The organism is Paraburkholderia phytofirmans PsJN, from assembly GCF_000020125.1.
GTDB classification, from domain to species: domain Bacteria; phylum Pseudomonadota; class Gammaproteobacteria; order Burkholderiales; family Burkholderiaceae; genus Paraburkholderia; species Paraburkholderia phytofirmans.
In genome coordinates, this window is record NC_010676.1 from 3,441,790 (window position 1) to 3,456,592 (window position 14,803).

The 14,803-nt window shown below is 62.4% G+C and carries 11 protein-coding genes; all 11 read left to right on the forward strand.

Annotated elements, in window-relative coordinates; translation table 11 throughout:
• Positions 1-30 precede the first annotated feature (30 nt).
• The 11 genes from BPHYT_RS34955 (at position 31) to BPHYT_RS36825 (ending at position 14,702) form a co-directional block, all read left to right on the forward strand.
• Complete coding sequence (locus BPHYT_RS34955) at positions 31-921, forward strand: alpha/beta fold hydrolase (protein WP_012428846.1); 891 nt, start codon at positions 31-33, stop codon at positions 919-921.
• Positions 922-1,806, forward strand: coding sequence for an IclR family transcriptional regulator (locus BPHYT_RS34960; protein ID WP_012428847.1), 885 nt, complete (start codon positions 922-924; stop codon positions 1,804-1,806).
• The gene (locus BPHYT_RS34965) at positions 1,806-2,603 is read left to right on the forward strand and encodes an SDR family oxidoreductase (protein WP_012428848.1); all 798 of its coding nucleotides are present in this window, start codon (positions 1,806-1,808) and stop codon (positions 2,601-2,603) included. Before BPHYT_RS34960 ends, BPHYT_RS34965 begins: the two co-directional genes overlap by 1 nt.
• Positions 2,596-4,254 (forward strand): thiamine pyrophosphate-binding protein, encoded by a 1,659-nt coding sequence (locus tag BPHYT_RS34970; protein WP_012428849.1) that lies wholly within the window; start codon positions 2,596-2,598, stop codon positions 4,252-4,254. Before BPHYT_RS34965 ends, BPHYT_RS34970 begins: the two co-directional genes overlap by 8 nt.
• Complete coding sequence (locus BPHYT_RS34975) at positions 4,247-5,077, forward strand: aspartate dehydrogenase (RefSeq protein ID WP_012428850.1); 831 nt, start codon at positions 4,247-4,249, stop codon at positions 5,075-5,077. Before BPHYT_RS34970 ends, BPHYT_RS34975 begins: the two co-directional genes overlap by 8 nt.
• A 40-nt stretch (positions 5,078-5,117) precedes the next feature.
• Positions 5,118-6,608, forward strand: coding sequence for an aldehyde dehydrogenase (locus tag BPHYT_RS34980; protein WP_012428851.1), 1,491 nt, complete (start codon positions 5,118-5,120; stop codon positions 6,606-6,608).
• Between the two features lie 26 nt (positions 6,609-6,634).
• Positions 6,635-7,600 (forward strand): VOC family protein, encoded by a 966-nt coding sequence (locus BPHYT_RS34985; protein ID WP_012428852.1) that lies wholly within the window; start codon positions 6,635-6,637, stop codon positions 7,598-7,600.
• Positions 7,593-8,858: an NAD(P)/FAD-dependent oxidoreductase gene (locus BPHYT_RS34990; protein WP_012428853.1), complete on the forward strand. Its 1,266-nt coding sequence runs from the start codon at positions 7,593-7,595 to the stop codon at positions 8,856-8,858. The genes BPHYT_RS34985 and BPHYT_RS34990 overlap by 8 nt, the downstream gene beginning before the upstream one ends.
• Positions 8,859-8,883: 25 nt before the next feature.
• Complete coding sequence (locus tag BPHYT_RS34995; RefSeq protein WP_012428854.1) at positions 8,884-10,287, forward strand: MFS transporter; 1,404 nt, start codon at positions 8,884-8,886, stop codon at positions 10,285-10,287.
• 580 nt (positions 10,288-10,867) lie between these two features.
• Positions 10,868-14,350 carry an RHS repeat-associated core domain-containing protein gene (locus tag BPHYT_RS35000; RefSeq protein WP_012428855.1) on the forward strand — a complete coding sequence of 1,161 codons (3,483 nt, stop codon included), beginning with the start codon at positions 10,868-10,870 and terminating at the stop codon, positions 14,348-14,350.
• A 16-nt stretch (positions 14,351-14,366) separates the two neighbouring features.
• Positions 14,367-14,702 carry a hypothetical protein gene (locus BPHYT_RS36825; RefSeq protein WP_012428856.1) on the forward strand — a complete coding sequence of 112 codons (336 nt, stop codon included), beginning with the start codon at positions 14,367-14,369 and terminating at the stop codon, positions 14,700-14,702.
• Positions 14,703-14,803 lie beyond the last annotated feature (101 nt).

Genomic DNA, 14,803 nt, shown 5'->3' on the forward strand with positions numbered 1-14,803 from the left:
CGCAGTTTTAAAACACCCGCGAAGGAAATCATGTCCGCAGTCCCGTCCGTTACAGCCGATCAACACGCTACGCTCGAAGCCCGCCTTGCGCGCTTTCCGGCGCAGCAGGTCCGGCTGGCCACGCAACGCGCGGTGAGCTATCGCGAAGTGGATAGCGCCGGCAGCAGCGCGTTGCCGCTCGTGCTGCTGCACGGTATCGGGTCGGGCGCGGCGTCGTGGGTGCAGCAGTTCGAGGGACTCGGCGCGACGCGCCGCGTGCTGGCATGGGATGCGCCGGGTTATGGCGCATCTACGCCGGTCGTGGCCGGATCTCCCGCCGCAGCCGATTACGCGAGTTTGTTGAAGGAGTGGCTGGACGCGCTCGGCATCGAACGCTGCGTGCTGCTCGGCCATTCGCTCGGCGCGATCATCGCCGGCGCGTTTGCGGTGGCGCACCCGCAGCGTGTGGCCGGTTTGCTGCTGTTGTCGCCGGCTGGTGGATACGGCGCGGCCTCGGCGGAACTGCGTAATGCGAAGCGCGATCAGCGCCTTGCCATGCTGAACGAACTGGGCCCGCAAGGCCTTGCGGAAAAACGCAGCGCCAACATGCTGTCCGCTCACGCGAGCGACGAAGCGCGCGCATGGGTGCGCTGGAACATGTCGCGCGTGATCCCGCACGGCTACGCGCAGGCCACGCATCTGCTCGCCAACGCCGATCTCGCCGGCGACCTCGCGCGCTTTAAAGGCCGCATCAACGTGGCCGTCGGCGCCGACGACACCATTACGACGCCCGAAGCCTGCGAGCGACTCGCACTGGCCGCGGGCACCAAACTGCAAGTCGTGCCTCGCGCGGGTCACGCCGGCTATATCGAAGCACCCGCCGCGTACACCGCGATCATCGACACGTTCTGTCGTACAAGCGACGGACAACGGAGCCAATGAATGACGCCCGACACTGCTCACGCCGAGCGCGAAGCGGACGAAGACCGCAACGACACCACTGGCGACACCGCCTATCGCGTGCCCGGTCTCGAACGCGGTCTGAAGATTCTCACGGAGTTCTCGCCACGCGAGCCGGTTCTCGGTGCACCGGAATTATCCAGGCGCCTGAAGATTCCTCGCACGACGGTGTTCCGTCTGTTGCAAACGCTCGAATCGCTCGGCTTTCTGGAGCGTGCCGACAAGGACCGCAACTATCGCCTCGGCGTCGCGGTGCTGCGGCTCGGTTTTGAATATCTGAGTTCGCTCGAATTAACCGACCTCGGTTTGCCGATCATCGAGGCGTTGCGTAACGAAACCGGGCTGACCAGCCACATCGTGATTCGCGATGGACGCGATGTCGTGTTCGTCGCCAAAGCGCAAAGCCACACGCCGATTTTCAGTTCGGTGAAGGTGAACGTGGGCACGCGTCTGCCGGCTTACGCCACGACGCACGGTCAGGTGCTAATGGGCGACCTGACGCTTGACGAACTGAAGAAGCTCTATCCCGAGCCCGAACTCGAACGTTTCACGAAGCAGACGCCGGTCACTATCGACGACCTGTACGAACGGATTCGCGACGACGCGCAGCGTGGTTTCGCGATCAGCGAGTCGTCGTTCGAGCGCGGTATTTCGGTGGTGAGCGCGCCGGTGCGCAACGACACAGGCCGCATCGTCGCCGTGATCACGACCACGATTCCGCGCCACGAGATCGACGCGTCGCTGCTCGACAGCGGCCTGATCGACAAGGTCCGCCGCGCGGCCGACGAACTTTCGCAGCGGCTCAACTATCGGCCCAAGGGTGGCGCGAAGTCGGGCAGCAATTACATGAAGGCATTGGGGCTCTGATGATCCAAATCGACTTGACCGGACAGGTAGCGGTGGTGACGGGCGGTTCGTCCGGTATCGGCCTCGCGACTGCCGAACTGTTTCTGCGGGCGGGCGCCTCGGTCGCGATCTGCGGCCGCGACACCGAACGTCTCGCGCAAGCGGAAACCACGCTGAAAGGGCAGTTCCCGCAAGCGCAACTGCTCGCGCATCGCTGCAACGTGCTCGACGCCGACGAAGTGAAAGCGTTTGCGGAAGCGGTGCAGACGCGTTTCGGCCGCACCGACATGCTGGTGAATAACGCAGGCCAAGGCCGCGTGTCGACCTTCGCCGACACCACCGACGAAGCCTGGCGCGAAGAACTCGATCTGAAGTACTTCAGCGTGATTCGCCCGACCCGCGCGTTTCTGCCGATGCTTCGAGACGCCGCGAACCCCGCTGTGGTTTGCGTCAACTCGCTGCTGGCCCTGCAACCCGAGCCGCACATGGTCGCGACTTCAGCGGCGCGCGCCGGCGTGCAGAACCTGCTCAAGTCGCTCGCGGTGGAACTCGCGCCGCAGCGCATCCGCGTCAATTCGATTCTGATCGGCATCGTCGAATCGGGTCAATGGCGCCGCCGTTATGCGAAAGAAGCACGGCCGGGCCAGAGCTGGGAAGACTGGACGGCGGAACTGGCGCGCAAGAAAAACATTCCGCTAGGCCGCTTCGGTCGCCCCGAAGAAGCCGCTCAAGCACTCTTTTATCTGGCTACGACGCTGTCGTCCTATACGACGGGCAGTCATATCGATGTTTCTGGAGGCGTTGCACGACATGTCTAACAAAACCACCGTTGGCGAACTGATCGCCGCCTTTCTCGAGCAATGCGGCGTTCAAACCGCATTCGGCGTGATCTCGATCCACAACATGCCGATCCTCGACGCGATCCACAATCGCGGCAAGATCCGCTACGTCGGCGCGCGCGGCGAAGCCGGCGCGGTGAACATGGCCGACGGCCTCGCGCGTGTGTCCGGCGGCCTCGGCGTTGCGTTCACCAGCACGGGCACCGCGGCGGGCAACGCAGCGGGCGCGATGGTCGAAGCTTTGACCGCCGGCACCGCTCTGCTGCACGTCACCGGTCAGATCGAAACCGAATATCTGGACCAGGACCTCGCGTATATCCACGAAGCACCGGATCAACTGTCGATGCTGTCGTCGATTTCGAAAGCCGCGTTCCGCGTGCGTTCGGTCGAAACCGCGCTGCCAACTATCCGCGAAGCCGTACGCGTCGCGCAGACCGCGCCGAGCGGCCCGGTGAGCGTGGAGATTCCGATCGACATTCAGGCCGCCGAAGTGGAATGGCCCGCCGATCTCGCCGCGCCGCATATCACGACGCTCACGCATTGCAAGCAGCGTGTCGCGCAACTCGCCGATTCGCTGGCAACGGCCAAGCGCCCGCTGTTGTGGCTGGGCGGCGGCACGCGTCACGCGACGAAGGCGGTTGAGCGTCTGGTCGCGCTGGGTTTCGGCGTTGTGACCAGTGTGCAAGGCCGCGGCGTGCTGCCGGAAGATCATCCGGCGACGCTCGGCGCATTCAACGTGCACACGGCGGTCGAGAGCTTCTACAAGACGTGCGACGCGCTGGTGGTGGTCGGTTCGCGTCTGCGTGGAAATGAAACGCTGAAGTACAAGCTCGCGTTGCCGCAACCGCTGTATCGCATCGACGCCGACGCGCTCGCCGATAACCGCGGCTATCGCAACGAGATGTTCATTCACGGCGATGCATCTTCCGTACTCGACGAACTGGCGACGCTGCTTGAGGGCCGCATCAAAGTCGATCCGACGTTCGCACAGGATCTGGCCGCCGCGCGCGAAAGCGCCGTCGCCGATGTGGGCAAGGGCCTCGGCCCGTACAAACGTCTCGTCGATGCCCTGCAAGCCGCAGTGGGCCGCGACTACAACTGGGTGCGCGACGTCACGATTTCGAACAGCACGTGGGGCAACCGCATGCTGAAGATTTTCTCGCCGCGTGCGGGCGTTCATGCGCTCGGCGGCGGCATCGGCCAGGGCATGCAGATGGGTATCGGCGCGGCGCTTGCGGGCAGCGCGGCGAAGACCGTTTGCCTAGTCGGCGACGGCGGCTTGATGGTCAACGTCGGCGAACTGGCAACGGCCGTGCAGGAAAACGCCAATGTGATGATCGTGCTGATGAACGACCAGTGCTACGGCGTGATTCGCAACATTCAGGACGCGCAATACGGCGGCCGCCGCTGCTACGTCGATCTGCATCAGCCGGATTTCGCGCAGTTTTGCGAGAGCCTGAAACTCACGCACTACCGCATCAAGTCGCTCGATCAGGCCGACGCGATCATTCGCGAAGGCATGGCGAAGACCGGCCCGGTGCTGGTCGAAGTGGACATGCTGTCGGTCGGCTCGTTCGCTACCGCGTTTGCCGGCCCGCCGGTCAAGGAACAGGAGCCGGAACATGCGTGATGCGGGCTACGCGGGGCATCACGCACCCGTCGACGTCGCGATGATCGGCTTCGGCGCGATCGGCCAGGCAGTGTATCGCTCGGTCGCCGCCGATCCGACCGTGCGCGTGTCGCACGTGATCGTGCCGGAGCGTCACATGGCTTCAGTGCGTGAAGTAGTGGGCGACTCGGTGGATGTCGTGGCCTCCGTGTCCGCCTTGAGCAGCCAGCCGCATTTCGCGCTGGAATGCGCGGGACATAGCGCGCTGGTCGATCACGTGGTGCCGTTGTTGAAAGCCGGCACGGACTGCGCGGTCGCGTCGATCGGCGCGCTGTCCGACATGTTGCTGCTGGACGCATTGTCCGCCGCCGCCGATGAAGGCGACGCCACCTTGACGCTGCTCTCCGGCGCGATTGGCGGCGTGGATGCGCTGGCCGCGGCCAAGCTCGGCGGTCTGGACGAAGTGCTGTACACCGGCCGCAAGCCGCCCACCGGTTGGCTCGGCACGCCGGCGGAACAGCTCTGCGATCTGCACACGCTGAAGGACGAGAAGGTGATTTTCGAAGGCAGCGCGCGCGAAGCGGCGCGCCTGTATCCGAAGAACGCCAACGTGGCCGCGACGATCGCGCTGGCCGGCCTCGGTCTGGACCACACCACGGTTCGGCTGATCGCCGATCCGAACGTGACGCGCAACGTGCACCGCATCGTGGCGCGTGGCGCTTTCGGCGAGATGTCGCTCGAAATGTGCGGCAAGCCGTTGCCGGATAACCCCAAGACGTCCGCGCTGACCGCGTATAGCGCGATGCGTGCGCTACGCAATCGCGCGGCGCGCTGCGTGATTTAAGCCATCAGTTGAATAGCTGAAGCAAACTGGAATGACCGACATGACTCACTTCGATACCAGCCTCGTGCCCACCGGCGATATTTTCATCGGCGGCGAATGGCGGCAAGGGCGTGGCAACCCGTACACAAGCCTGTATCCGGCGGATCAGTCGGTCAACATGCAAATCTCGACGGCCAATGCCGACGACGCCCGCGACGCCGTGGAAGCCGCGGATCTCGCATGGCGCCGCGCGGACTGGTCGGGTTTGAAGCCGCATCAACGGGCGCTGATTCTGTACCGCATCGCCGATCTGATCATGGCGCGTCACGAAGCGCTCGCGCAATTGCAGCGCCGCGACAACGGCAAGCCGATCGGCGAAACGCGCGTACTGGTGGCGAGCGCCGCGAACACGTTCCGTTATTTCGCAGCGTGCCTCGAAACGCTCGACGAAGAAGTCACGCCTTCGCGCGGCGATTATCTGACGATGAGCATCTACGAGCCGATCGGCGTGATCGCCGCAATTACGCCGTGGAATTCGCCGATTGCATCCGACGCGCAAAAGCTTGCTCCGGCACTCGCGGGCGGCAACGCGGTCGTGTTGAAGCCGGCTGAAGTGACGCCTTTGATCTCGCTGGCGTTGGCGCGCATCTGCGAAGAGGCTGGTGTGCCGAAGGGCGTAGTCAGCGTCGTGCCAGGCAAAGGCTCGGTGATTGGCGACGTGCTGGTGCGTCATCCGCTGGTGAAGAAGGTGTCGTTCACGGGCGGCACCGAAGTGGGCCGCGGTATCGCGCGCATCGCGGCGGACAAGCTGATGCCGGTCTCACTCGAACTGGGCGGCAAATCCCCGACCATTGTCTTCGACGACGCCGACATCGATCACGCGGTCAACGGCGTGCTGTACGGCATCTTCAGTTCGTCGGGCGAAGCTTGCATTGCGGGTTCGCGCCTGTTCGTACAGCGCTCGATTTACGACGCGTTCATGAAGCGTCTCGCGGAAGGCGCGCGCGAGTTGCGCGTGGGCGATCCGACGCGTGCTGAAACGCAAATGGGTCCGCTGATTACGGCGGCGCATCGCGAAACCGTCGAGCGTTATGTCGCGCTCGGTCTCGAAGAAGGCGGCCGCCTGCTATGCGGCGGCGAGCGTCCGGTCGGCGATGGCCGCGAAGCCGGCACCTACTTCCAGCCTACGATTCTCGAAGGCCTCACGAACAACGCCCGCATCTGCCAGGAAGAAATCTTCGGCCCGGTGCTGGTAGCCATGCCGTTCGACGACGAAGCCTCGCTGCTGAAAGAAGCGAACGACAGCGTGTTCGGCCTCGCCGCCGGCATCTGGACGCGCGACTACAAGCGCGCGTACCGGATTGCCCGTGCACTCGAAGCCGGCACCATCTGGATCAACACCTACAAGCTGTTCTCCATCTCGACGCCGTTCAGCGGCTGGAAAGAGAGTGGCATGGGGCGCGAGAAAGGCCGGCTCGGCATCCGCGAATACATGCAACAAAAGAGCCTCTACTGGGGCTTGAACGACGCGCCGCTGGCGTGGGCGAACTAATACGCACGATACGCAAGAGGCACGTTATGACGATTCTCGGCATTGAACAGATTATTTACGGCGTGACGGATCTGGCCACCTGTCGCCGCTTTTTCGCGGACTGGGGCTTGAAGGAAGTCGCGCACGACGAAACCCAGGCGCGTTTCGAAACGCTGAACGGTTGCACGATTCTCGCTGTGAATGCGAATGATCCCTCGCTGCCGCCCGCTTTCGAAGAAGGCCCGACGCTGCGCGAAGTGACGTGGGGCGTGGCCACGAAAGCCGAACTCGACGAACTGCGCGGCCGCTTCGCCGGTCAGCCGGGCCATTTCGAAACCGACGACGCCGTCGGCTGCATCGACCCGAACGGCATGGCGATTCGCGTGGAAGTCACCCGCAAGCGCGCGCTCGACATTCACGGTTCGCCGTCGAACGTGTGGGGCCAAACGCTGCGCGTCGATCAACCTTCGCCGATTTACGAGCGTGCGGAACCGGTCGAAGTGGGGCATGTGGTGTTCTTCACGAACAAACTCGCCGAGCAGGAAAAGTTCTATCAGGAACTGCTCGGCTTCGAAATGTCGGACCGTTATCCAGGCCGTGGCGCGTTCATGCGCTGCGCACCGCATGGCGGCCATCACGACATTTTCCTGCTGGCCTTGCCCAACGGTAAGCGCGGCCTGAATCACGTCGCGTTCACCGTGCGCGACATCCACGAAGTGTTCGGCGGCGGCATGCATATCAGCCGCTGTGGTTGGGATACGCAACTCGGGCCGGGGCGTCATCCGGTGTCGTCGGCTTACTTCTGGTACTTCCAGAACCCGGCGGGCGGCCTGATCGAGTATTACGCCGACGAAGACCAACTCACGCCCGATTGGCAGCCGCGCGATTTCGAGCCGGGTCCGACCGTGTTCGCCGAATGGGCGATCGACGGCGGCATCGACGGCAATACGCGGCGCCAGAAAAACGCGAAGGCGCCGGAAGGCAAGTTCATGACGGAGCGGAAAAATGACTGACGCTGCTGCGGCAAAGGCGCAAACCGCCCATGCCGGACTCGAAGCACCGCGCACGATCGTCGTGATCGGCGGCGGCCAGGCGGCCGGGTGGGTCGTGAAAACCTTGCGCAAGGAAGGCTTCGACGGCCGCCTCGTGATGATCGCCGACGAAGTGCATCTGCCCTACGAACGCCCGCCGCTTTCGAAAGCAGTGCTAGCGGGCGAAGCGGATATCGACACCGTGCGGCTTGTGAAGCCCGACGACTTCGAAGCGCTGAACGTCGAAGCATGGCAGCCGGATTGCGCGACTTCGATCGATCGCGAGCAGCGCATCGTGCGCACGCAGTCGGGCCGCGAAGTGCAGTACGACCGGCTGGTGATCGCCACCGGCGGCGCGGCGCGCAAGCTGCCGGAGTCGCTCGTGAAGACCTCGCACATTGCTTACCTGCGTACGCTCGACGAAGCCGTCGCTTTGGGTGAACGGCTGCGCGCCAGCAAACGCGTGCTGGTGGTGGGCGGCGGCTGGATCGGTCTCGAAGTCGCGGCGACCGCGCGCAAGCTCGGCGTGGATGCAACAGTAGTGGAAGGCGCCCCGCGTTTGTGCGCGCGTTCGCTGCCGCCGATGGTGTCCGGCTTCCTGCTCGACCTGCATCGCGCGAATGGCGTGGACGTGCGCTTGAACGCCTCGCTCGTATCGCTCGCGGATCATCCGAACGACGCTAAGCGCATTCGCGCAACCTTCGCGGACGGCTCGACGCTCGACGCCGATTTCGCGGTGGCCGGTATCGGCCTCACGCCGCACACGGCGTTGGCGCAAGCTGCGGGCGTGAAGGTGGACGACGGCATCGTGGTCGATCATTTCGGCGCCACCGACGACCCGCGCATTTTCGCGTGCGGCGACGTCGCCAATCATCCGAGCGCGTGGCTCAAGCGCCGCGTGCGGCTCGAGTCGTGGGCCAATGCGCAGAATCAGGCGATTGCCGCCGCGAAAGCATTGCTCGGCACCTTCGAACCGTATGCGGACATTCCGTGGTTCTGGTCCGATCAGTACGACGTGAATCTGCAGATTCTCGGCGACATTCCAGGCGACGCACAACTGGCCGTGCGCGGCGATTTGCCGGGCAAACGCGCCACGTTGTTCCATCTGGAAGACAGCGCGATTCGCGGCGTGATCGCCATCAATACGCCGCGCGAACTGAAACTGTCGCGCAAATGGATGAACCAAGGCCGGACCATCGACCTTGCCACCCTGACCGACGCCTCAACGGCACTTGCCTAACCACATATACGGACGGCACAACGGCATGAGAACCATCGACAACACCATGGGGGACCGCAGCAGCGCCGGTGTCTCAGGCCCTGTAACGCGGGGCTCGATCATCGCGCGTCTGGAGCGCTTGCCCAAGAACGCGATGCAGGTGCGCGCGCGTATCCTGATCGGTCTCGCGACGTTCTTCGACGGCTTCGACGTGATCGCGATCGCGGCCACGTTGCCGATCCTGATCGCGAAGTGGCATTTGACGCCGTGGGAAATCGGCTTCCTGATCGGCTCCGGTTCGGTCGGCCAGTTGATCGGCGCGTTTGTTTTCCCGTGGTACGCGGAACGCAAGGGCCGCGTGAAGGCGATTGCGCTGAGTTCGGGGATCATCGGCATCACCAGCATTGCGTGCGGTTTTGCGCCTACGTTCGCGGCGTTCGTCGTGTTGCGTGTGATTCAAGGGCTTGGGCTCGGTGGCGAATTGCCGGTGGCCGCGACTTACATCAACGAGATCAGCCGTGCGCATGGCCGTGGCCGTTTCGTGCTGTTGTATGAAATCGTTTTCCCGGTCGGCCTGCTTGCGTCGAATGCGTTGGGCGCGTGGATCGTGCCGCGTTTCGGCTGGCAAGCCATGTACTTTATCGGCGGTATGCCGTTGATTCTGTTCTTCGTGCTGCGCAAACTCGTGCCGGAATCGCCGCGCTGGCTTGCTGAACGTGAACAGATGGCTGACGCGGATGCGGCGGTGCATGTGTTCGAGCGTGCGGTCAAAGGTCCGCTTCCGCCGGTCACGCACTCGGCTGAATTCGAAGCGATGGCCAATCGTCATCCGAAGCGCCGCATGGGTGACCTGTTTGGCCCCGCGTATCTGAAGCGCACGCTGGCCGTGGCGATGTTGTGGATCACGTGCGGCTTCATTCAATACGGTCTTTCGACGTGGCTGCCGACGATCTATCGCACGATTTATCACGCGCCGCTGCAACTCGCGTTGAATCTGGCGGTGGCCGCTTCGGTGCTCGGCGTAGTGGGTTCCCTGACCTGCGCGTTGCTGGTGGATAAGGTGGGGCGTAAGCCGATTATCAATCTGTCGTTCGTGGCGTGTGCGATTTCGCTGCTGCTGGCGGGCGTGTTCCACGATTCGTCGGTGTATGTGGTGGCGACGTTCTGCGCGTTCTCGTTGGGCTTCCTGGCGTGCGGGTTCATCACGGCTTATGTGTACACGCCGGAACTGTATCCGACGAGTATCCGCGCGATGGGCTGCGGCGTAGGCGGCGCGTGGCTGAAGGTGGCGGCGATCTTCGCACCGGCTATCGTGTCGAAGACGATGATCGGCGGAAATTTGCAGGTTGCCTTTTATATTCTCGCGGCTGTCCCGTTTCTTGCGGCGGTGGCGGTGCACTTTCTTGGGATTGAGACCAAGGGGAAGGTGCTGGAACAGCTTGAGGCTTGAGAATTTCGTGCGGTTCGAGTTTGGTGGGCGGTTGATGTTGTAGTGCCGCAATTAGCTGGGAGACGAGGGGCGCACTGGGTGGTGTGCCCCTTTGTTTTTGGGGGTGTAGGGACGTTCCTACTTCAAATGAAGATCGGTCTTCTATAAATCGGGTTTGGCTTTCGATATCGTCTAGGTAGTTAGCAAAAATACAGGCAGTTGGAATTGGGGATATCGATGGTCAGTTTATTTCGAAGCCAACGCGGCTTACTAAGCGTATGGCGCGTCGCCAGCGGTGGAGCGGTGGCCTGTCTATTGGCTGTCGCCATATCGGCTCACGCTGACGAGATTACTTACGGATACGACGCATTGGGCAGACTCACGTCTGTTTCGGTTGGAGGCGCGACTGCGTATTACGACTACGACGCAGCCGGCAATATCACCGCGATTCGAAGGCCGCTAAGCGTTTCTTCCGAGCCTTCGGTTCGCGATCAGGCTCCTTCGCTTCCGTTCAACGCTCAAGCATCTGTGTCCGCGCTCGCATCAGCGCCAACCAGCTCGCGATAGTCGATCCCGTCCCCTTCTTTCATCTGGGAACTCCATGCAAGTCACCGATGGCATTGCGGCGCGTCGCGCGCTGCTGCGCCCGTTCATCCTGTCTTTCTTTATGCTGCTCTCGTGGTTTGTGGTGCCGCATGCGCATGCAGAGTGCTTTGACGATTACGTGTCGAATGGCGCCTACCCGACAGATCCAAACTGTGGCTTCCTTGCGGCCAGCGCTAATTTCAAGTCGGGCTTTGCTTGTGGCGAGCCCTTTACGATTGCATCCTATTGTGGCGGAGCATCCGGCGGTACGACGGTTGAACCGATCTCTCCTGATGACACCGTCACCCTCGACGGCGATGGCACCGGCGGTCAGCCGGGAGGCTCGGACGGTTCGGGAGGCTGCAGCGGCGGTGATGCGACGGCGGGTTGCGGAAGTAGCACGTCCGGCGGCGATCCAGTCAGGTTGTACACGGGTCAGTTCCACCTGGTTGCCCATGATTTGCATGTTGCCGACACGATCGCGCTGGACCTCGCCCGCGTTTATCGTAGCAGCGCTTACGACACATCTGGCAGGCCGATGGCCGGCGCATTCGGCATTGGCGCGACGTTCAATTACGATAGCTATCTGACGGTGAGCGCAGCAGACAGCAATAATCTGCGGCAGCTTATTCAACTTTATCTGCCCAGTGGAATCCATGTTCCGTTCACTCTTCGTGCCGGCACCAGCGCAACTTGGGACGACCTGACAAGCGCAGGCGAGTTCTACCGTGGCAGCATTACCGGCAACGGCACGACCAAGTTGCTGACCCTGCGCGACGGCCACACGATGCAGTTCACGATGTTCGCCGGCCTTTATCGCCTGACCCGTGTGCAGGACCGCAACGGCAACACGGTCGCCATCAACCGAAACAGCAGCACCGGCGCGATCACGGGCATCAACTGTCCTAATGGACGTGCGCTAACATTTGCGTCGATTGTCGGTGCGCGCGGTACGCCACTCGTCTCGCGCATCTCCGACCCGTTGAACCGCCAGGTGAACTACCAGTACGACGGTCAGGACCGCCTCACGCAGGTGACGGACGCGGGCGGCGGTGTATGGAAGTACGGCTGGGACACGAAGAGCCGTCTGGTTAGCGTGACCGATCCGGAAGGCAACCAACAGGTCGTCAACACCTACGACGACAGTGACCGCGTGACCGCCCAGAAGCTCGCTGACGGCAGCACGTTTGGTTTCGCCTACACGGTGACGGGCAGCAAGATCACGCAGACCGACGTGACGGACAGGCGCGGCAGCATTCGGCGGGTGGTGTTCGACGCAAACGGGCGGGTGGTGAGTAACACATACCCGGCAGGTCAATCGATCGCGCAGGTACAGACCTTCACGCGCGATCCAACGGGGCGCGTGACGAACCTCACTGCGGCCGATCGCCGGTACACATACACTTACGACGCGAACGGCAACCGTATCAGCGAGGCGGATCAATACGGTGTGTTGGCGACCCGTACTTTCGATAGCTATAGCCAAGTGCTGACGGAAGCGCAGGCCGGCGACCCTCAGCGCGGCGTCAGCACTGTCTACACTTATGACGCCAAGGGCAATCGGCTAACGCTGACCGACCGGCTGGGCAACCGCACCACGCAGACGAACGACAGCCAGGGCCGCCCGCTCACGGTAACCGACGCGCTAAAGGGGGTGACGAAGTACACCTGGAGCGGTGCGGACCTCACGGCAATCACCGATGCCCTGAGCCGCACCACACAGTTCACCGCGGACGCGGCGGGCCGGGTGACTGCGGTGCAGGACCCGCTGGGCAATAAAACGACGCGCACGCTCGACGCGCTGGATCGCACGACCACCGTGATCGATGCGCTGGGCGGTGTGACGCGCTTCACGTGGGACCACAACGGCCATCTGCTGGGCCAGGCCGATCCGAAGGGTGTGACCACGGCTTATACGTACAACGCGATTGGCCGTGCGGTGAGTAAGTCCGATCCGCTGGGGCACGCTGAGACGTACACGTGGAATAACGCGGGGCAACTGGCGTCGGTGACCGATCGAAAGGGGCAACTGACAACGTATTGGTATGACGTGGCCGGTGAGCTGCAGTCGGTCTATTTCAACCCCGACGGCAACCCGCTGGGCGCACCCGTACGCTCTCTCGGCTATGGATGGGACGAGTACGGAAGGCTGCAGGGGACATCGGACGGCGGCGTGGGCCGTACACCGGTCGGCTCGCGTTACTATTTCGACAGCGTCACGGGCAAGGTAAGCCAGTGGGTCGAAACGCCTGGTACGCAGCAGGGATTCATCACCTACGGTTACGACCCGGACAGCCGGGATCTATCGTTCATCGGGGCGAAAGACGGAACAATCAGCTACAGCCATGACGCCGAACACCGCGTCACGCAGGTCCAGTACGCGGTGGACGGTGAGCCGTTGCGCGTGTTCGGCTACAAATACGACGCGCTGGGCCGGGGCAGTCAGGCGACGCTGGCCAACGGCATCACGGCAACCTACACATGGGATGCGGCGAGCCAACTGACCGGCATCACGTACAAACGCGCTGACGGCAGCGTGCTCGGTGACCTGACGTACGGCTACGACCTCGCAGGACGTCGCACGAGTGCGGGCGGCAGTTTCGCGAAGGCAGACCTGCCGGCGGCTGTAAGCGATGCGCAGTACAACGCGGCGAACCAACTCACGCACTGGTCGGGCAACACGCTGGCGTATGACCTGAACGGTAACCTGGCGAGCGACGGTTCAAACCGGTACATGTGGAACGAGCAGAACCTGCTGGGCCAGATCAGTGGTTCGGTTAGCGCGAGCTTCAGCTACGACATCTGGGGGCGTCGCCGGGACCAGACGGTCAACGGCCACAGTCAGCAGTCGTTCTGGAATGGTGATGAGCTGAGATTCACGATCGTCGATGGCGACTATGCGCATCGAAACCGGATGTTCTCGGCATACCCGGAAAGCCGGCTGGATGAACTGACGTATCGGCGCATTGGCGACGATGCGGGCCAGGACAGCTACATCCTGCGCGATGCGAACAACAACGTCATTGCGCTGACCGATGCGAACCAGCAGAGCCAGACGCAGTACACCTACCAACCGTATGGGACAACCACGCAGACGGGTGCGGTCGACCCGAACCTGCAACAGTACACCGGGCGCGAGAATGATGGGACGGGGTTGTATTACTATCGGAGCCGGTATTACAGTCCGGCGATAGGGCGGTTCATTAGTGAAGACCCAATCGGCTACGCGAGTGGGCAGACGAATGGGTATGCTTATGTGGGCGGGAATCCGGTGCAGTTCACGGATCCTGCCGGCGAAGTTGGCCTGCCAATGAATGGACCGGCCAATACATGGGTATTGAACCCTTCGGGCAGCGGGCAGACACGACTTTATGATCCCAATGGCCGTCCCGCTGTTGATCTCGATTTCGATCATTCTCATGGTGGAATGAGGCCACACGCGCACAATTGGGATGGTAACAACCGGGATTGGGCCGTTGCCCCGTTCTGTCCGCTATGAACTCTGGGTGATAGCTATGCTGCTAGACCATCTGCATGATTGGTATATAGACGGAATCGAGGTGGATGGAAGCGATTTGCGTATTAAAATCCACCTCGAAGCTGAAAAAAGGGTGCTCGTATTTGCTGGGGCTTCGCGTTGCATCGTGAACGATTTCCTCATCCAGAACGTTATCTATGACATCAACATCTTCTCGTCCGAGGATGATCCGTCGCGCTATGAAGAGGCAATTGCGCGGCTGAACGAGTCCTATCCATGGCCCCCCGAAGGGGTGAAAAAGATCGCGGAGATGCGACCTTCCGTTGGCGCTGATATAACGATTGAGTTCTCGACAGTGTCAGTGCTGGGATAGCGTTGAAGCAGAAGGGCCACGTTGTGAACTGACCCCGCAAAGTTGGACAGTTTGCGTTCAGGTTTGAGCGGGCGGGATCTGTACAACTGATGAGTTTCTGG

Bases quoted from the DNA above. Each gene is read 5' to 3' on its own strand.
- BPHYT_RS34955 (WP_012428846.1), top strand. From the start codon at position 31: ATGTCCGCAGTCCCGTCCGTTACAGCCGATCAACACGCTACGCTCGAA.
- BPHYT_RS34960 (WP_012428847.1), top strand. From the start codon at position 922: ATGACGCCCGACACTGCTCACGCCGAGCGCGAAGCGGACGAAGACCGC.
- BPHYT_RS34965 (WP_012428848.1), top strand. From the start codon at position 1,806: ATGATCCAAATCGACTTGACCGGACAGGTAGCGGTGGTGACGGGCGGT.
- BPHYT_RS34970 (WP_012428849.1), top strand. From the start codon at position 2,596: ATGTCTAACAAAACCACCGTTGGCGAACTGATCGCCGCCTTTCTCGAG.
- BPHYT_RS34975 (WP_012428850.1), top strand. From the start codon at position 4,247: ATGCGTGATGCGGGCTACGCGGGGCATCACGCACCCGTCGACGTCGCG.
- BPHYT_RS34980 (WP_012428851.1), top strand. From the start codon at position 5,118: ATGACTCACTTCGATACCAGCCTCGTGCCCACCGGCGATATTTTCATC.
- BPHYT_RS34985 (WP_012428852.1), top strand. From the start codon at position 6,635: ATGACGATTCTCGGCATTGAACAGATTATTTACGGCGTGACGGATCTG.
- BPHYT_RS34990 (WP_012428853.1), top strand. From the start codon at position 7,593: ATGACTGACGCTGCTGCGGCAAAGGCGCAAACCGCCCATGCCGGACTC.
- BPHYT_RS34995 (WP_012428854.1), top strand. From the start codon at position 8,884: ATGAGAACCATCGACAACACCATGGGGGACCGCAGCAGCGCCGGTGTC.
- BPHYT_RS35000 (WP_012428855.1), top strand. From the start codon at position 10,868: ATGCAAGTCACCGATGGCATTGCGGCGCGTCGCGCGCTGCTGCGCCCG.
- BPHYT_RS36825 (WP_012428856.1), top strand. From the start codon at position 14,367: ATGCTGCTAGACCATCTGCATGATTGGTATATAGACGGAATCGAGGTG.